16 protein-coding genes and 1 pseudogene are annotated in these 17,926 nt (G+C 66.8%); 13 read left to right on the forward strand and 4 right to left on the reverse strand.

The features are described 5' to 3' along the window. Positions 1 to 71: 71 nt before the first annotated feature. The gene (locus tag CDN36_RS15675) at positions 72 to 1,133 is read right to left on the reverse strand and encodes a hypothetical protein (protein WP_150556200.1); all 1,062 of its coding nucleotides are present in this window, start codon (positions 1,131 to 1,133) and stop codon (positions 72 to 74) included. Positions 1,134 to 1,379: 246 nt separating this feature from the next. On the opposite strand from CDN36_RS15675, the gene CDN36_RS15680 reads away from it, so the two are divergent. After that, a complete protein-coding gene (locus CDN36_RS15680) occupies positions 1,380 to 2,813 on the forward strand; it encodes a sugar MFS transporter (protein ID WP_287497217.1) in 1,434 nt (477 codons plus the stop codon). Here the strand turns inward: CDN36_RS15680 and pagP are convergent. After that, positions 2,789 to 3,442, reverse strand: coding sequence for a lipid IV(A) palmitoyltransferase PagP (gene pagP / locus CDN36_RS15685; RefSeq protein ID WP_287497218.1), 654 nt, complete (start codon positions 3,440 to 3,442; stop codon positions 2,789 to 2,791). The two genes, CDN36_RS15680 and pagP, sit on opposite strands and share 25 nt — an antisense overlap. 790 nt (positions 3,443 to 4,232) lie before the next feature. Between pagP and CDN36_RS15690 the strand changes: the two genes are divergently transcribed. Next, positions 4,233 to 5,219 (forward strand): acetaldehyde dehydrogenase (acetylating), encoded by a 987-nt coding sequence (locus CDN36_RS15690; protein ID WP_502920376.1) that lies wholly within the window; start codon positions 4,233 to 4,235, stop codon positions 5,217 to 5,219. Between the two features lie 32 nt (positions 5,220 to 5,251). Beyond that, positions 5,252 to 6,271: a 4-hydroxy-2-oxovalerate aldolase gene (dmpG, locus tag CDN36_RS15695; RefSeq protein ID WP_150556197.1), complete on the forward strand. Its 1,020-nt coding sequence runs from the start codon at positions 5,252 to 5,254 to the stop codon at positions 6,269 to 6,271. A 215-nt stretch (positions 6,272 to 6,486) separates the two neighbouring features. Here the strand turns inward: dmpG and CDN36_RS15700 are convergent, their stop codons facing one another. Further along, positions 6,487 to 7,278: an IclR family transcriptional regulator gene (locus CDN36_RS15700; protein WP_150556196.1), complete on the reverse strand. Its 792-nt coding sequence runs from the start codon at positions 7,276 to 7,278 to the stop codon at positions 6,487 to 6,489. 277 nt (positions 7,279 to 7,555) lie between these two features. Between CDN36_RS15700 and CDN36_RS15705 the strand changes: the two genes are divergently transcribed. Together CDN36_RS15705 and CDN36_RS15710 are read left to right on the forward strand one after the other, a co-directional pair. Then, positions 7,556 to 7,801, forward strand: coding sequence for a hypothetical protein (locus CDN36_RS15705; RefSeq protein ID WP_287497220.1), 246 nt, complete (start codon positions 7,556 to 7,558; stop codon positions 7,799 to 7,801). A 624-nt stretch (positions 7,802 to 8,425) separates the two neighbouring features. Beyond that, positions 8,426 to 9,784 (forward strand): hypothetical protein, encoded by a 1,359-nt coding sequence (locus CDN36_RS15710; protein ID WP_287497221.1) that lies wholly within the window; start codon positions 8,426 to 8,428, stop codon positions 9,782 to 9,784. A 132-nt stretch (positions 9,785 to 9,916) separates the two neighbouring features. Here the strand turns inward: CDN36_RS15710 and CDN36_RS15715 are convergent, their stop codons facing one another. Beyond that, positions 9,917 to 11,119: an ammonium transporter gene (locus tag CDN36_RS15715; protein WP_287497222.1), complete on the reverse strand. Its 1,203-nt coding sequence runs from the start codon at positions 11,117 to 11,119 to the stop codon at positions 9,917 to 9,919. Between CDN36_RS15715 and CDN36_RS15720 the strand changes: the two genes are divergently transcribed. From CDN36_RS15720 to CDN36_RS15755, 8 genes and pseudogenes are all read left to right on the forward strand, one after another. Next, the gene (locus tag CDN36_RS15720; protein WP_287497223.1) at positions 11,118 to 11,315 is read left to right on the forward strand and encodes a hypothetical protein; all 198 of its coding nucleotides are present in this window, start codon (positions 11,118 to 11,120) and stop codon (positions 11,313 to 11,315) included. The two genes, CDN36_RS15715 and CDN36_RS15720, sit on opposite strands and share 2 nt — an antisense overlap. Before the next feature lie 223 nt (positions 11,316 to 11,538). Continuing rightward, positions 11,539 to 11,838 carry an antibiotic biosynthesis monooxygenase family protein gene (locus CDN36_RS15725; protein ID WP_150556191.1) on the forward strand — a complete coding sequence of 100 codons (300 nt, stop codon included), beginning with the start codon at positions 11,539 to 11,541 and terminating at the stop codon, positions 11,836 to 11,838. Between the two features lie 201 nt (positions 11,839 to 12,039). Continuing rightward, positions 12,040 to 12,771 (forward strand): FadR/GntR family transcriptional regulator, encoded by a 732-nt coding sequence (locus CDN36_RS15730; RefSeq protein ID WP_287497224.1) that lies wholly within the window; start codon positions 12,040 to 12,042, stop codon positions 12,769 to 12,771. A gap of 47 nt (positions 12,772 to 12,818) precedes the next feature. Further along, a complete protein-coding gene (locus CDN36_RS15735) occupies positions 12,819 to 14,231 on the forward strand; it encodes an FAD-binding oxidoreductase (RefSeq protein WP_287497225.1) in 1,413 nt (470 codons plus the stop codon). Positions 14,232 to 14,385: 154 nt separating this feature from the next. After that, positions 14,386 to 15,276, forward strand: a complete 891-nt coding sequence (locus CDN36_RS15740; RefSeq protein WP_287497226.1) for an amidohydrolase family protein — start codon at positions 14,386 to 14,388, stop codon at positions 15,274 to 15,276. A gap of 61 nt (positions 15,277 to 15,337) precedes the next feature. Further along, entirely contained in the window at positions 15,338 to 16,567 is a 1,230-nt protein-coding gene (locus CDN36_RS15745; protein ID WP_150556187.1) for an MFS transporter, read from the forward strand. 75 nt (positions 16,568 to 16,642) lie between these two features. After that, positions 16,643 to 17,392: an electron transfer flavoprotein subunit beta/FixA family protein gene (locus CDN36_RS15750; RefSeq protein WP_206113598.1), complete on the forward strand. Its 750-nt coding sequence runs from the start codon at positions 16,643 to 16,645 to the stop codon at positions 17,390 to 17,392. Positions 17,393 to 17,405: 13 nt separating this feature from the next. Next, a pseudogene (locus CDN36_RS15755) lies at positions 17,406 to 17,926 on the forward strand (electron transfer flavoprotein subunit alpha/FixB family protein); the annotation flags it as partial.

Below are 17,926 nucleotides of genomic sequence, written 5' to 3' on the forward strand. Positions count from 1 at the left end.
CTGGCGGTGCTTTCGCGCGTGCGCCGGCCCGCGGTGCGAGCCGACACGTTCGCCGAATGCCCTCGAACTCCTTAGAAGCGCTGCATCTCGCAGGTCTCGCAGCGGCCGTCGCTGTTGCACCAGGCATCAGTGAGCGTCGTGCCGTCCGGCCCGAAAGTGATGTCGTGCTTCGCGCCGTAGCTGCCGGCCAGTTGCAGGCGATCGCCTGCAAGCACGCCCTGCACCGTGGTGTGGACGTTCGGTTCGACGTCGTCGACGCTGCCCGTGACTTGTGCGCCGTTCAGTGCGAGCGCCATCAGACGAGTCATCGGCGAGCTGAACCATCCCCACCACGGCGGGGCGTTCCTGCACAGGCCGCGCCAGCGGCCGGACGGGTTCACCACGCGCGGCGGCGCGGCGGGCGCTGCCATGGCGGCGCCCGGCGCTATTGGCGGGGTGACGAGCGTGGTGCCGGCAGGCGCGGGCGCATCGATCGCGGCAACGTCGCGGGCGGTCTCCGGCGCGTTCGCATTTGGCGCGTTGAGCGCATTGAGCCCGGCGGTGTCGCCGATGCTGTCCGGCAGCGGTGCGCTCGTCTGCGGCGTCGCGCTGGCGACTGCCGCGTTCTGCGCGGCGGCGGGCGGGACATAGGTACTGACGTTGCCGGAGGGCGCGGCGCTCGGCGAGGCAGCAGCGGGTGCGGCGCTGAACGTGCCCGGTGCGCCCTCGACGCGCGCCATGTCGGGCGGCAATCCGTCGTTTGCCACCGGCGCCGGCGCGGCAGCGCACACGTGGCAGGACATACGGGAGAGACTGTTGCGGGTGAGCGCACGCGAGCCGTAGAGGCGCTGCGTGCCCATCGAGCCGTCGCGCAGGATCGTGACGTAGGGCGTGTCGTCGAGTCGGTAGTCGATCTTCGCGCACGACGGCGCGTCGGTCTGCAGCGTGACGTCGGCCGAGAAGGCGCCGTTGGCCGCGCGCGTGGGCAGCACCGTCACGGAGGCCGAACAATCGGCGACGATCCGCGCGCAATCGCAGGCGGGCGCCGGCGCGCGTGCCGGACTCACCGATTGCGCCTGTGCATGGCCGGCAACCCCGAGCATGCCCGCGACGAGCCATCCCGTCGCGAACTTCCAAGACTTGAAACCCCGCATGATGTATCCCCGAATGTGGCGGCTTATCCTATGCAGCGGATAGTCGAACAAAAGGCGTCGGCTGACAAGAGCGGAAAGCCGGGAACAGCATGGGAAAAGCGGGACACGGCGCCGAATGCGGTGCCATCGGGCCGTCATGCAAATATGAGACTCGGCCTAGCGCACGGCGTCGGTCGCGAAGTCTACACTGGCCGGGTACTGTGCCCCTTACCGGCGGCCAAGCGCCGTCGTTCTCCGGAGACGTGCATGTCCGCCGATCGCTCGAAGGCGCTCTCATCAGCGCAATCCGCTCAATCCGCCCAATCCGTTCCTTCCACGGGGAGCGTCAACGCCCCGCTGCCCGCCGGATCGCCGTCCGTTCCGAGCGCCGCGACCGCTGCCGGCATGCCGTCGGCAAGCCGAGTGCTGTCGATGCTCGCAACGTTGTTCTTCGCGATGGGGCTCATCACGTCGCTCAACGACATCCTCGTTCCGCACTTCAAGGCCGCCTTCGATCTGACGTACCGCGACGCGGCGCTCATCCAGTCGAGCTTCTTCGCGGCCTATTTCGTGGTGTCGTATCCGGCGGGGCAGTACACGGCGCGCGTGGGCTACCGGCGAGCGCTGGCAAGTTCCCTGTGGCTGGCGGGCTTCGGATGCGCGTTGTTCTTTCCCGCGGCGGCGCTGGTCTCCTACGCATGTTTTCTTGCCGCGCTTTTCGTGCTGGCGAGCGGCATCACGTTGCTGCAGGTGGCCGTGAACGCCTACGTCGAGACGCTGGGCTCGCGTGGCGCGGCAGCCAGCCGGCTCACGCTGGTGCAGGCGTTCAACTCGTTGGGGACGACGGTCGGGCCGCCGCTGGCGGCGTTGTGGATACTGTCGCCGCAAGCGGGACCCGTCGCGGGGCACGCGGTCGACACCGTGCGCGGCCCTTACGGGTTGCTGGCCGCGGCGCTCGTGCTCGGCGGCATTGTGCTGTGGCGGCTCAGGCTGCCCGAACCGGGGCGGCGCGAGACAGGAGCCCCGGAAGCGCCGGAAACGCCGGAAGCGCCGCAAGCCGCGGTGAGCGCGGGGGCCGGCGTGGCCGGTGTGGCCAGCGTGGCCGGTGCGAGTGACGCCGGCAATGTCCGGGGGCTGCTGGCGCATCGGCCGCTGCGTTACGGGATTGTGGCGCTCTTTCTGTATGTCGGCGCCGAAGTGAGCATAGGCAGCTTTCTCATCGTCTACCTGACACACGCGAACACCGGCATCGCCGACCATGCGCACGCGAGTCGCTACCTGGCGCTCTATTGGGGCGGCGCGATGGTCGGTCGCTTCGTGGGGGCATGGCTGCTGCGCAGCGTGTCGCCCGGACGGATGCTGAGCCTGTGCGCGATCTACAACCTGCTCCTCATCCTGGCGTCTCTCGTCTTGCCCGCCACGCTTGCCATGTGGCTGCTGCTCGCCTGTGGTCTGGGCAACGCCATCATGTTTCCGACGATCTTCTCGCTGTCCGTGGGCGGGCTCGGCGCGCGAGTGAGCGAAGGGGGCGGGCTGATCTGCATGGCCATCGTGGGCGGTGCGGTGCTGCCGTATTTGCAAGGCGCGCTGGCCGACGCTGCCGGCGTGGTGCTGTCGTTCCTCGTGCCGGCCGTCGCCTACGCCTACATTGCGGCATTCGGCGAGTGGAGCGCGTCTCAGCCCGGCTTGCCGAAGGTGTAACGGCCGAAGATGAACAGCACGTTGCCGTTGCCCTTGCCGCCGGGCACGTAGGCGGTTGCAACGTGAGCGCGTCCCACGCCGATCTGCGCGAGCGGCAGCGCGCCGGGGAAGGGCACCCCGCCGAGCGTGTCCGAGCGCGACATCAGGAAGACCGTGTAGCCGAGACCGAAGCGAACCGGCCCGGCATTCGCGACGTTCCAGATCCGTCCGTAGCCGGCCATCGGCGACCAGTCGTTGTGCGAGTCCTTGAAGGCCATCGCGTACAACATGCGCGAGCCGTTCTTGCCGTCGGACAGCACGCGTCCGTAGCCGAGGCCCCACGGGTTTTCGTTGTACTGGGAAATCTTGTCGCGCGTGTAGGCGAAGCGCAGGTGGTGCGTATGCAGCGGCACGTACAGATCGCTGGCGCCTTGGGTGGCCACCTCGCGCACTTCGTCGACGATGGCGCCGGTCCATGTCGAGATGCCGCTCGGCGCATCGTTGGCCTGCGCCGTGAATGGTGTGAGCGAGGACAGCACGGCGCACCAGGCGAGATGGCGGCAACGTTGCGAGGCGCGAGACAGGGGGGCAGCCGATGCGAGATGAATCGATGACGCGAGCCGCCCGTTGTTTTGGGGGGTGGTAGGCATTGCAGAGGTAACGCGTGAAATGCGCCAGCGCCCGAGGCGCGTGCGGCAGTGAATCGGGTTGCGGGGACCGTCGGGCGTAGCCTCGACGTCGAATCGGCAAACGTGTGGATGCTGGGTCAGCGGACGAGATGGGTGACGCTGAGCTACCTTGATTTGCGGCGTATCTAGACCGCAGCACACGGTGAAAAGTTCGCGCTCGGTCGGCGCCCGGGCACCCGGCACTGGGCACCTGGGCGCCTGGGCGCGGTGGCCATCGATCGTCCCGCCGGGATGGGCTCACGCTCCGGGCCTGCGTTGAGCACTGTTGCTGCGCTGTATGAAAGTCCTTTGGCGTCAACCAGATACATCGGATATCGACGCGTTATTCACCGGGTTGTGAACATTTTCTGTGGATAACGGCGGGGCCCGTGGCGATGCCATTCACATCACGCTCGCGCCACGCCGTCGCTTTGCCGGACCGCGCGGCGACGGCGCAGCAAATGCGCGCGCGACTTTTTTCCCGTCCGATCAACGACTTGAATGAGCTATCCGCGAGTTGTCCACCGGCTTGCAAACAGATTCTGTGGATAACGGCGACTCTCGCAAACCCGCGCCATGCCTCGTTTTGCAGCCGCCGGCACAACTTTCGCGCGCGACGAATCTTCCCTGTCGAATCATCCACTTGCGACGCTTTTCCGCAAGTTATCAACTGCCTTGTGAACAAAAAATGTGGATAAACGGCTGCCTTTGTAAATCTCAAAATATGAGATCAATTTCTACATGTTGACATTTAAGTTGTCGCGGACTTACGATGCGCCTCATACCGGAGGACGGATACGTTCAGGAGACGACAGTGACGGAACGACGCAAACAGAAAGTGGCGATCATCGGCTCGGGCAACATCGGCACCGACCTGATGATCAAGGTGATGCGCAATAGCGAGCATCTGGAGATGGGCGCGATGGTCGGCATCGATCCGGCCTCGGACGGCCTTGCGCGCGCCGAGCGTCTCGGCGTGCCGACCACGGCAGGCGGTATCGACGGGCTGCTGGCCATGCCCGGCTTCGACGACATCCGCATCGCGTTCGACGCCACGTCGGCCAAGGCGCATGCGCATCACAACGAACTGCTGCAGGCGCGTGGCGTACAGGTGATCGATCTGACGCCGGCGGCCATTGGCCCTCACGTGATTCCGTCGATCAACCTCGATGCGCATCTCGACGCGAAGAACATCAACATGGTGACGTGCGGCGGCCAGGCGACGATCCCCATCGTGGCGGCCATCTCGCAAGTGGCGAAGGTCCACTACGCCGAGATCGTGGCCTCGATCTCCAGCAAGTCGGCCGGCCCTGGCACGCGCGCGAACATCGACGAATTCACCGAAACGACGTCCAAGGCCATCGAGGTGCTCGGCGGCGCGTCGCGCGGCAAGGCCATCATCGTGCTCAACCCGGCCGAGCCGCCGCTCATCATGCGCGACACGGTATTCGCGCTGTCCGAGCCCGGCGACCAGGCCGCCATCGAGGCGAGCATTCAGGCCATGGTCGACAAGGTGCATGCCTACGTGCCGGGTTATCGTCTGAAGCAGAGGGTGCAGTTCGAGCTGTTCGACGCCTCGCATGCGCTCAACGTGCCGGGACTGGGCAAGCTCACCGGTCTGAAGACCTCGGTGTTCCTCGAAGTGGAAGGCGCCGCGCACTATCTGCCGGCCTATGCGGGCAACCTCGACATCATGACCAGCGCCGCGCTGGCCTGTGCCGATCGCATCGCCGCCACCCGCCTGGCGCTTGCCGCCTGAGCGCCGCGCGCGCTCCCCGGAGACACATCACCATGACGCAGAAAAAACTCTACATTTCCGACGTGACGCTGCGCGACGGCAGCCACGCGATTCGTCACCAATACAGCATTGCCAACGTGAAGGCGATTGCCGCGGCGCTCGATGCGGCGCGCGTCGATTCGATCGAGGTCGCGCACGGCGACGGCCTGTCCGGCTCGAGCTTCAACTACGGCTTCGGCGCTCACACCGATCTCGAGTGGATCGCGGCGGTGGCCGAGACGGTCACGCACGCCAAGGTGGCCACGCTGCTGCTGCCGGGCGTGGGCACCGTCCACGATCTGCGCGCGGCCTACGACGCGGGCGCACGCGTGGTGCGCATCGCCACACACTGCACTGAAGCCGACGTCTCGCGCCAGCACATCGCCTATGCACGCGAGCTGGGCATGGACACCGTCGGCTTCCTGATGATGAGCCACATGACCACGCCGCAGCATCTGGCCGAGCAGGCCAAGCTGATGGAGTCGTATGGCGCGACGTGCATCTACGTGGTGGATTCGGGCGGCGCGCTGGGCATGAACGACGTGCGCGATCGTTTCCGCGCGTTCAAGGACGTGCTCAAGCCCGAGACGCTCACCGGCATGCACGCGCACCACAATCTGAGCCTCGGCGTGGCGAATTCGATCGTCGCGGTGGAGGAAGGCTGCGATCGCATCGACGCAAGTCTGGCCGGCATGGGCGCCGGCGCGGGCAATGCGCCGCTGGAAGTGTTCATCGCGGCCGCGTCGCGTCTGGGGTGGAACCATGGCTGCGACCTGTACACGCTGATGGACGCGGCCGACGACATCGTGCGTCCGCTGCAGGACCGCGCCGTGCGCGTGGACCGCGAGACGCTGGCGCTCGGTTATGCAGGCGTCTATTCGAGCTTCCTGCGTCACGCCGAGGCGGCCGCGGCGCGTTACGACCTGAAGACCGTCGACATTCTCGTCGAGCTTGGTCAGCGCCGCATGGTGGGCGGCCAGGAAGACATGATCGTCGACGTCGCGCTCGACCTGCTCAAGCGCCGCGCCGCATAGGCCGCCTGCAAGCGTCGCCGCCCGGCGCCGCGCGAGAGCTCGCACATCGATCCGATACGGGCCCATACGAACCCATACCGGTTCAATACCGCGTCTATACCGCATCCATACCGGACCCGGGGCGTCGCTCTGAGGTCAGCCGGTCATCATCCAGGCAGTACCGGTGCCGGCCCGCTTCGCGCGGCGCCGGCTTTTTTGCGCCCGTGTGCGCAGTTTCAGCGAGCGTGGCCGGACCAGCCGAGCTGGCGGCTGATCTGCGCCGCGGCGTCCTTTACGCGCGGCACGAGTTCCTGCATGCGCTCGCGGCTCATGTACTTGGTCGTGCTCGACACGCTGATGGCGGCCACGATGCGCTGGCTCGCGTCATACACGGGCGCGGCCACGCAGCGGATTTGCGGCGTGTCGTCTTCCAGGTCGAAGGCGTAGCCCAGGCGCGCGTAGTCGTGCATGCGCGCGAGCCAAGCGGTGGCGTCGATGGGGTGCGCGGGCACTGACGCCTGGAAGTGTTCGAGCTGTGCGCGCCACGCGTTCTCATCCTGATCGAGCAGCAGCGCTTTGCCCACGCCCGTCACGCAAATCGGTTTGCGCCCGCCGATGCGCGAGCTGATTTCCACGGCGCGCTGTCCGGGCAGTTTATCGAGATACATCACTTCCCAGCCATCGGCAACGGCCAGATGCACGGTGTCCCGCGTCTCGCTCGCGAGCGTCTCGAGAGCGGGGCGCGCCACGCGCGGCAGGTCGATCTGCCGGTACGCCAGAAAGCCGAGTTCGATGAGCTTGTTGCCCAGCCGATAGCCGCGCCGCGGCTCGAAGCGCAGGTAGCCGGCGTGAACGAGCGCCGAGGCGATCCGGTGGGTGGTCGAGGGTGTGATGCCCGTATGTGCCGAGAGCGCGGGCACGGTGTCGATGCCGGCGGCCACGGCCTCCACGATGTCGAGCCCGCGAAAAAGCGTCTGGCTCGCGAGCGTGCGCGGACGTTCGGCTTCAGTGGCTTTCGCTTTTGCCATCACGCTTCCCCGAGTGCCGGCAAGCGTTCGGGAACGTCGCACTTGAGCGCGGTGTGGCGCGCGGGTTCGAGCAACGCCCATTCGGGCCGGAGCGCTGTGAGGGGCAGGGGCAGGGGCAGGGGCAGGGGCGTGGCCGCCTGGCCGGGAGACGGTGTGGACACGTGTGCGGACATGTATTCGGGAGTCGGGCGTGATGCGCGTAGTGCTCGCGCCATGCGTTCGGGCGTCCCGGAGACGCCCGGGCCGGTGGCGTGAGCACCACGACGACAGACGTCGGGTGTCCGAAGTCTACCGCGACGCGTCGGCACTTGGCGAGCGACGTATCGCCCCGAGCGTCGCGCAACTCGCTCAACTCGCTCAACGCGCGCAACTCGCCCAACCCGCTCAACTCGCTCAACTCGCTCAACTCGCTCAACTCGCCCAACCCGCTCAACTCGCGCAATTCGCGCAATTCGCGCAATTCGCGCAATTCGCGCAATTCGCGCAATTCGCGCAATTCGCGCAATTCGCGCAATTCGCGTAAGTGGGCCCTCGCTGGGGCGCTGTCCGGACGCGCGTCGACGCTCGTGCAGGCCGATGCGCCGGCCCTCGCGCGCGTGTCCGCTCGACGAGGCGCCGCGCCCGAGGGACGATCCTTCTATAGTCGACGGTTTGCCGGCGCGCCGGCGCCGTTCGGAAGGAGGATGGGATGTGGTATCCGCATGGGGCAGGTGTGTCGGGGTGGGGCGCGCATGCAGGGCAGGCCCGAAGCCCGGGCGCCGAAGCGGCGGGCACGCGCGAGGCGTCGGCGTGGCGCCGTGTCGCGAGCACGGATCTTCCGGCCCGTCTCGAGCGTACCTTCAACGCCTTGCATAACGACGCACGGCTCACCGCGGGCGCCCACGCGCGGCCAACGACGCGGGACGTCGAACGGTACGCCGCCACGGCCGGAAGAGGCGCCGCATGGGGCGAACGAAGCGAACGGAGCGAACGAAGCGAACGAAGTGAACGAAGCGAACGAAGCGAACGGAATGGCCGGGGAGAACCGAGTGGATCAAGAGAATCAAGGGGATCAGGTGGACCGAATCTCCGCGCCGCCGGCGGCGGCCGCGCCGGTCCCCGGTCATCTTCCGAACTTCGGCACGCCTTCGCGCAGGCTTGGGCGGGAATGTGGGTTTCGACGGCGGCGGCTCAGCATTTCTATCGCAACGAGTTCGATCTTGCGCACGTGCGCGACCCGAAGCTCGCCCAGACACGCAGCCACGCCGAGGCGATGTTGGTGCCCACTCGCGTTTCCGACGTCTCGGTCGAGAATGCGTGCCGCGACATCTCGCGTTGGCTGGAGACCGTGACGGCCACGGGCGAGCGCGGCTGGCGCTTTCGAGCGGCCCGCGACACGATCTCGCTGGTCGGCAATCTTTCGCTGTTGGTGATCATCGCGGCCTCGCTGTATCGAGAGTCCGCGGCGTGCGCCGGCGGTGCGGGCCACGACGCCGCATCGCGCACGCGGGGCGCGGCCAGCGTGAACACGCCATTCGACGTGCCGTGGGCCGACTGGCTGCTGCTCGGACTCGAGGGCCTGAAGGGCGTGGTCACGCAGTCGCTCGGCTCGCCGACGCTGATTCGCCATCACGCGGCCGACGAAATTCTCAAGCGCATGGAAGCGGCCTGCCGTCTGCTCGAAGCCTGCGTCGCGATACCGCAGACGACGCCTTCGTCGTGGCGCAACCGGTTGGGGGCGCTTGCCCGATCCCGCGATGTGGCCACGCTCTTTACGCTCTCGAATACGGCAGTGCCGCCCGCGCGACTGGCGCTCTGGTTGCCGTCCTGGTTCCGGGGGCCTTCGGCCGCCATGGACGGCTATCGAGGCTATTTGCGCGTGGCCGGGCTGATGCTCGATTCCTTCCGCGCGATGACGAGTCTGGTGGGCACGTGGGCGCGCAACGCAGCGTTTGCCGACGACGCCCACGGTCTCGCGCAACGCTTGCAGGCGCTGAACGAGCGGCTTGCCCTCGTCCCCTGCGGCGACGAGGCGCGAGTGCTGGCGCGCGTGACACGCGTGAAGGATCTCGCCGCGCATTGCGACACGGCGCTGCTCGCCGAGATCGCATCGCGCGCGGCGCTGTGCGAGCGCTTGCTCACGTCACGCGAACCGCTGCAGGCCGGCGAGATTGCGCGTGTGTGCGAGTCGTTCGATGTCACGGCCTACCCCGTGTGCGTCGATGCGCGCACGCGTTTGAGTTTGTCGCCCGCCGAGAGTCCGTGGGGCAGACGTTGGACGGAAGATGGTTGGCGCAACCGGCCCGCCACGCCTGTTCGCGCCACGTATCGGTTGCTGCTGTCGTACCAGCATTGGAGTTCGGCGTTGCTGGAGCGGCTGCTGACGCCGTCGCAATGCACCGAGGCGGCCGGGCGTGCCGAGGGGCGGGCGGTGCCCGGCGGCGCGCCCCGAGCGGGCGATCCCCCCGGCATTGCACGCGCACCAGGCGGCGTCGTGTACGTCGACATCGATTCGACACGGGTTTGAGTCGGGCTGTCCGCGACACGAGACGTCCATATCGTATGGACGCCGCATGAAGATCCGTTGACCGCGTTCGTCAGAAGGAGCCCCGCCGATCCGGACGGCGTGGGCCGCCGTAGGCGGCAACGCGCTCGCCACTTACCAGTTCGTCTCGCGCTCGGGCGTCGCCGTGATCTTGTGAATGGAAAGGTCGGCGCCGTAGTACTCCTGCTCGTCGTCGAGGCGCAGACCCATGAGGCGCTTGATCGCGCCGTAGACGAGATAGCCGCCCGCAAAGGCGATGGCAATGCCCATCACGGTGCCGGCGACTTGCGCGAGGAAGCTCACGCCGCCGAGCCCGCCGAGCGCCGTCTGACCGAAAATGCCTGCCGCGAGCCCGCCCCAGATGCCGCACACGCCGTGCAGCGGCCACACGCCAAGCACGTCGTCGATGCGAAGACGATTCTGCGTCACCGTAAACAGCCACACGAACAACCCGCCCGCCACCGCGCCCACGACGAGCGCGCCCAGCGGATGCATCACATCCGAGCCTGCGCATACCGCCACGAGGCCGGCGAGTGGACCGTTGTGGATGAAGCCAGGATCGTCCTTGCCGATCCACATCGCGACCAGCGTGCCGCCGACCATCGCCATGAGCGAGTTCACCGCGACCAGTCCCGAGATGCCGCCCACGCGCTGTGCGCTCATCACATTGAAGCCGAACCAGCCTACGATCAGAATCCACGCACCGAGGGCGAGGAACGGAATCGATGACGGCGGGTGCGCCGAGACCTGACCCTGGCCGTTATAGCGCCCGCGACGCGCGCCGAGATGCAGCACCGCCGCCAGTCCGATCCAGCCGCCGACCGCGTGCACCACGACCGAGCCCGCGAAGTCGTGGAACGGCGCGCCCAGCGCACGTGTGAACCCGTCCTGAATGCCGAGATGGTTGTTCCACGCAATTCCCTCGAAGAACGGGTAGACCACGCCCACGAGGAAGAAGGTCGCCACCGACTGCGGATGGAACTTCGCACGCTCGGCAATGCCGCCCGACACGATGGCCGGAATCGCCGCGGCAAACGTCAGCAGGAAGAAGAACCGGATCAGCGCATAACCGTTGTGCGCCGAGAGGACGGTCGCGCTCGACCAGAAGTCGACGCCATATGCGAGCGGATAGCCGATGAAGAAGTACGCGAGTCCGGAGACCGCGAAGTCGGTCAGGATCTTGACCAGCGCGTTCACCTGGTTCTTCTTGCGAACGGTGCCGAGTTCGAGAAACGCGAAGCCGGCGTGCATGGCAAGCACCAGAATCGCGCCGAGCAAAAGAAACAGCACGTCGCCGGGTGTATTGGAATTGGGCATGAATGTGCTCTTTTGGTGCAAAAAGAAGGAAGAACGAAGATATGCAAAAGCAATGCCAGCGCCCTGGTTCGCATTGATTTATCAGGATGTTTTATTTGGCGAGGCGACACTCGCCGCCGCGCGCGGCACGGTCATGGTGCTGCACGCCGCGCTCGTGAGCGAAGTCAGTGCAAGCCCGCACACGGGACTGGCGTGAGGAGGCGTGCGTGGGTGAGGCGGTCGGGACTGGCGCCGGCTTGGAAGGGCGATGAAAGGCCCGCTGCCGCCGCGCACAGTGCGGCACGCTCGCGTGCGGTATAGAATCGGGCGTTCTCGCGGCGCCGCGCGCCACGCCCGGCGGCTTCGCACCGGGGCCGCTCGGCGCCACCGTGCGACGACAACACCAACGATTGGCACACGCACAACCACTGAGGAAATCCATGATCTTTGAAATTGCCCAGATCGAAGTGAAGCCCGGCACGGAAGCCGCCTTCGAGCAAGGCGTGGCAAAGGCCGCGCCGCTCTTCAAAGGCTCGAAAGGCTGCCACGGCATGCGTCTGCTCAAGTCCATCGAGCAGCCGACCCATTACAGCCTCGTGGTCACCTGGGAAACGCTCGAAGACCACACCGTCCACTTCCGTAACTCCGAGGCGTTCCAGCAATGGCGTGCGTTGGTGAGCGACTGCTTTGCCGCGCCGCCCAACGTAGGCCACGTCACGGAAGCGCTGATCGGCTTCTGAGCGGACGTCCAACCGGCGTCCCCTTCCGCGCCACCTCGTGACGCGAGCGCCGGGCGGCCACACGGGCAGTCCCGTCGCCGCCCGGCGTGTTTCTGCCGGCCGTCTTTCACGTGACGGGACACTAAGGGTTAACTCGGTGCTATCCGCGTAAAGTTTTCAGATAACATGCAAACCAGAAAAGCATGAGACGGACGTGAGAGGATGACGACCAAGCCCAGAACCCTGACCGAGCAGGTCGCGCAGCAGTTGCAGGATGCGATCCGGCAGGGCGTCTATCCCGTGGGCGCCAAGCTGCCGACCGGCAAGCAGCTTGCCGAGACTTATGGCGTGAGCCCGGCCGTGATCCGAGAGGTGACCGAGCGCCTGCGCGCGCAAGGGCTGATCGACAGCCGGCAAGGCGCCGGCGTGACCGTCAAGGCGCGCACTCCGTCGAGCGGTTTTCAGGTGCCGGTGGGCAAAGACGCCGCGGATCTCGCCAGCGTCTATGAGTTGCGTCTCGATCTGGAGAGCACGGCCGCAGCGCTGGCTGCCGTGCGCCATACGGAAGAGGACATCCGCCGGCTCGGCGAGATTCTCGAGAAGCTCGAAACGAACCTGTATCACGTGGAAAACGGTGCGGAATACGATACGGCGTTCCATGCCGCGATCGCCCGCGCCACGCACAACCGCTATTACGCCGATCTGCTGCAGTATCTGAACCTGCAGATCCGCCAGGTCGTCCACACCGCGCGCACGAACACGCTGCTTCACGACGGGCTTGCCGCGCAGGTGCATCAGGAGCACGTCGCCGTATTCAACGCGATCAAGGCGCGCGACCCGCTGCTCGCGCGCGCCGCCTCGCTCTCGCACCTGCTGCGCGCATCGGCCCGTCTCGGGCTGACGCTGCCCGGACGAGACATCATCACCGGCGCCATTGCGCCGACCCGCGCTTGACCTCGTCAGATGCCATCCCCGCACCGTAACCTCCGACGCGTGACACCATGACCCTCACCGCTTTTGCTCAACGCCTCGTCGATGCCGTCGGCGCCGACAGCGTCCTCACGTCGGCCGACGACGTGGCGCCCTGGCTGTCCGACTGGCGCGGCATGTACCGTGGCCACGCGCAGGCCGTCGTGCGGCCGCGCACGACGCAGGACGTCGCGAAGATCCTCGCGCTGTGCCAGGGTACGGGCACGCCCGTGGTGCCGCGCGGCGGCAATACCGGCCTGTGCGGCGGCGCGACGCCCGACGCGTCGGCGCAGAACGTGGTGCTGAGCCTCGACCGCATGAACGCCGTGCGCAGCCTCGATACCATCGCCAACACGATGGTCGCCGAGGCCGGGTGCATTCTCGAAGACCTGCAGCGCGCCGCGCGCGACGCAAATCGTCTGCTGCCACTGAGCCTCGCGGCCGAGGGCTCGTGTCAGCTCGGCGGCAACCTCGCGACCAACGCCGGCGGCGTGAACGTCGTGCGCTACGGCATGACGCGCGAGCTCGTGCTCGGCGTGGAAGCCGTGCTGCCGAACGGGGAGATCCTGCATGGTCTGCGCACGCTGCGCAAGGACAACACCGGCTACGACCTCAAGCAACTGCTCATCGGCTCGGAGGGCACGCTGGGGGTGATCACCGCGGCCGCGCTGCGGCTCTACGCACCGACGCCCGTGCGTCAGGTCGTGATCGCGGCCGTGGCGTCGCCGCGCCAGGCGCTCGAACTCTACGAACTGCTGTTTGCCGAATGCGGTGCGCGCATGCAGGCGTTCGAGTTCTTCACCGGCGAGTGTGTCGATCTGGTGACGGCCAACGTGCCCGGCGTGCGCGCGCCGTTCGCCGAGCGGCATCCGGGCTATGTCCTGATCGAGCTCGCCGACACGGCCGACGAACAGGCGCTGGCCGCTTTGCTCGAACGCGTGATCGAAGCGGCGCTCGAGCGCGATCTTTGTGCGGACGCGGTGGTGTCGTCGACGCTCGGCCAGCTCGAGCAGATGTGGAAGTTGCGCGAAGAGATTTCCGAAGCGCAACGCGCGGACGGGCCGCATCTGAAGCATGACGTCTCGTTGCCGATCGAGGCCATCCCCGACTTCATGACGAGCGCCGAGGCGCGCGTGCGCCGCGTGTGCCCGCAGGTGCGGCCGTTCGTCTTCGGCCATTTCGGCGACGGCAACCTCCACTACAACCTGTCGCGCCCGGCCGGCGAGGCGCCGGAGTTCATGGCCAAGCACGGCGAGGCGATCACGGCCGAAGTGCTCGACGAAGTCGCGCGCCACGGCGGCAGCATCAGCGCCGAGCACGGCATCGGACAGCTCAAGCGTTCGTACTTCGTCAAGTACAAGTCGCCGCTGGAACTGCGTCTCATGCGCGAGATCAAGGCCGTATTCGATCCGGCCGGCATCATGAATCCGGGCAAGTTGCTGTAAGCGCATCGGCGGCTTGCCTCCGCTTGGCGTCGCTTTTTCGCCGGCGCCACTTGTTTCGCGCGTACTTTCAAGGGCGTCGTTGCCCGACCCGTTTTAGCCCCTGGCGTGAGCCCGACGTTGTCACTGTCGCCCTCGCGCCTTCTGAGGAGTCGACATGACCGCAAACCCCGCCGCCGGAGCGCCGCTGTGCCTTGGCCCGCTGCCGCAGATCGATCCACCCACGTTCGACGTGCCCGCCGGCGCGGTCGACACGCACGCGCACGTCGTGGCGGCGAGCGGCGATTACCCGATGGTGCCCGAGCGTAGCTACACGCCGCCGCCCGCGCCGCAGGAGAAGTACCTCGCCATGCTCGACGCGACCGGCATGACTTACGGCGTGCTCGTGCAGATCAGCGTCTACGGCACGGACAATCGCTACATGCTCGAGACGCTGCGCCGCCATCCGGACCGGCTGCGCGGTATCGCCGTCGTCTCGCCCGAGGTGACCGACGCGCAACTCGAGGCGATGCATGCGGCCGGCGTTCGCGGCCTGCGCATCAACGTGCTGTTTGGCGGCGGCATCGGCTTCACGGCGATGGAGACGCTCGCGCATCGCATCAAGGATCTCGGCTGGCACATGCAGTTCCTGATGGACGTGAAGACGTTGCCCGAGCTCATGCCCCGCATGACGAAGCTACCGGTCACCGGCATCGTCGATCACATGGGACACACGCCGGTGGCGCAAGGGCTCGACGCGCCCGGTTTCACGGCGCTGCGCTCGCTCGTGCGCGATCACGGCTATTGGGTCAAGCTCTCGGGCGCATATCGCATCAGCGAGCGATTCCCCACGTTCGACGACGTGACGCCGTTCGCGCAGGCCCTCATCGACGACGCCCCCGATCGCATGGTCTGGGGCAGCGACTGGCCTCACGTTTCGCTCACGCGCATGCCGAATACGGGCGCGCTGCGCAATCTGCTGCCGCTCTGGGCGCCGGACGCCGACGTGCGCCGCCGCATCCTGGTCGACAACCCGGCGCGTTTGTACGGATTCCCGGCAACGGCCTGATCGCATGACATCGCGCGCCCGCTGTGCCCGCGCATCACTCAAGATTTCAAGAGGAGACAAGATGAACTGGTATCGCCAGATGAACAAGACCGAACGGCGGACTTTCATCGCCGCCTTCGGCGGGTGGGCGCTCGACGCGCTCGACTTCATGGTGTTCACTTTCGTGATCAGCACGCTCATCACCATTTTCAGCATCGACAAGGCGCAAGCCGGCATGCTGGCGACGGTGACGCTGCTGTTCTCGGCCATCGGCGGCTGGCTGGCAGGCGTACTTGCCGACCGCTTCGGCCGCGTGAAAATTCTGCAGGCGACAATCCTGTGGTTCTCCGTGTGCACGATTCTGATCGGCTTCGCGCAGAACTTCGAGCAGATCTTCGTGCTGCGCGCGTTGCAAGGCCTGGGCTTCGGCGGCGAGTGGGCCGTGGGTTCGGTGCTCATGGGCGAGATCGTGCGCACGGAGTATCGCGGCCGCGCCGTGGGGACGGTGCAAAGCGGCTGGGCCATCGGCTGGGCGGTCGCGGCGCTGTGCTATACGGCGTCGTTCTCGTATCTGCCGGAAGAATATGCGTGGCGCGCGCTGTTCTGGATCGGCGTGATCCCGGCGCTGTTCGTGCTCTTCATTCGCAAGCACGTGCCTGAGCCGGAACTCTTCGAGCGCACGCGCAAGCAGGAGGCATCGGCGGCCCGGCGCACGTCGGCGTGGGCCATCTTCTCGCCGGCGCTGCTCAAGACAACGGTGCTCTCGGCCCTGCTGTGCACCGGCGTGCAGGGCGGCTACTACGCCGTGACGACGTGGCTGCCCACGTTCCTGAAGACCGAGCGCCACTTGTCGGTGATCGGTACGGGCGGTTATCTGCTGGTGATCATTCTGGGGTCGTTCATCGGCTACCTCACCGGCGCCTATCTCACCGACCGCCTGGGCCGCCGCGCGAACCTGCTGGTCTTTGCCGTGCTCTCGGGCGCGAGCATTTACGCTTACACGCAGTTCCAGCTGACCAACGATCAGATGCTGATCCTCGGTTTTCCCCTGGGCTTTGCCGCTTCGGGCATTTTCAGCGGTATGGGCGCTTACCTCACCGAACTGTTCCCGTCCGCGGTGCGGGCCAACGGGCAGGGCTTCGCCTACAACTTCGGGCGCGGCATTGGCGCGCTCTTCCCGAGCCTCGTCGGCTATCTGGCCAAGACGAGCGGCCTGGGCGCGGCCATCGGCCTGTTTGCCGGGGGCGCCTATCTCGTCGTGCTCGTGACCGCATTTTTGTTGCCCGAGACGAAAGGGCGCGAGATCGAGTAAGTTCTCACCTTCGCGGGTGGCGCGGGCCGCAGCTTCGGCGCGCCGCCCGGTTTTCATGATTCAACGGAGTTTCGCATGAAGATCCTGGTACCGGTCAAACGGGTAGTGGATTACAACGTAAAGGTTCGGGTGAAGAGCGACGGGAGTGGCGTCGACATCGCGAACGTGAAGATGTCGATGAATCCGTTCGACGAAATCGCGGTGGAAGAGGCGGTGCGTCTGAAGGAAGCGGGCGTGGCGAGCGAAGTGATCGCGGTCTCGGCGGGCGTGGCGCAGTCGCAGGAGACGCTGCGCACGGCGCTGGCGATCGGGGCCGATCGGGCGATCCTGATCGAGTCGGACGAAGAGTTGCAGCCGCTGGCGGTGGCCAAGCTGCTCAAGGCGATCGTCGACAAGGAGCAGCCGCAACTGGTGATCCTGGGCAAGCAGGCCATCGACGACGATTCCAATCAAACCGGTCAGATGCTCGCGGCGCTGGCGAAGCTGCCGCAGGCGACGTTCGCCTCGAAGGTGACGGTGGCGGACAACCGCGCGCAGGTCACGCGGGAAGTGGACGGCGGTCTGGAGACCGTCTCGCTGTCGCTGCCGGCGGTGATCACGACTGATCTTCGCCTGAACGAGCCGCGCTACGTGACGTTGCCCAACATCATGAAGGCGAAGAAGAAGCCGCTCGAGACGGTGAAGCCGGCCGACCTGGGCGTGGACGTGGCGCCGCGCCTGAAGACGCTGAAGGTGGCCGAGCCGCCCAAGCGCAGCGCGGGGGTGAAGGTGGCGGACGTGGCAGCGCTCGTCGAGAAGTTGAAGACCGAAGCGAAGGTCATCTAAGGGAGACGACGAGATGAGCATTCTGGTAATTGCCGAACACGACAACCAATCGATCAAGGCCGCGACGCTCCACACGGTGACGGCCGCGCTGCAATGCGGCGACGACGTGCACGTGCTGGTCGCGGGCAGCAACGCCGGGGCGGCGGCCGAGGCGGCTGCGCAGATCGCGGGCGTGAAGAAGGTGCTGCTGGCCGATGCGCCGTACTTCGGCGAGGGGCTTGCGGAGAACATCGCCGAGGAGGTGGTGTCGGTCGCGGGCGGGTACTCGCACCTGCTGGCGCCGGCGACGGCGTATGGCAAGAACATTGCGCCGCGCGTGGCGGCGCTGCTGGACGTGGCGCAGATTTCGGACATCACGAAGGTCGAGAGCGCGGACACGTTCGAGCGACCGATCTACGCGGGCAACGCCATCGCGACGGTGCAAAGCGCGGACCCGGTGAAGGTGATCACGGTGCGGGCGACGGGCTTCGACGCGGCGGCGGCCACGGGCGGCAGCGCGGCGGTGGAGACGGTGGCGGCCACGCCCGACGCGGG

It is taken from the genome of Pandoraea sp. CB10b_02 (genome assembly GCF_002216225.1).
Classification (GTDB): Bacteria; Pseudomonadota; Gammaproteobacteria; order Burkholderiales; family Burkholderiaceae; genus Pandoraea; species Pandoraea nosoerga.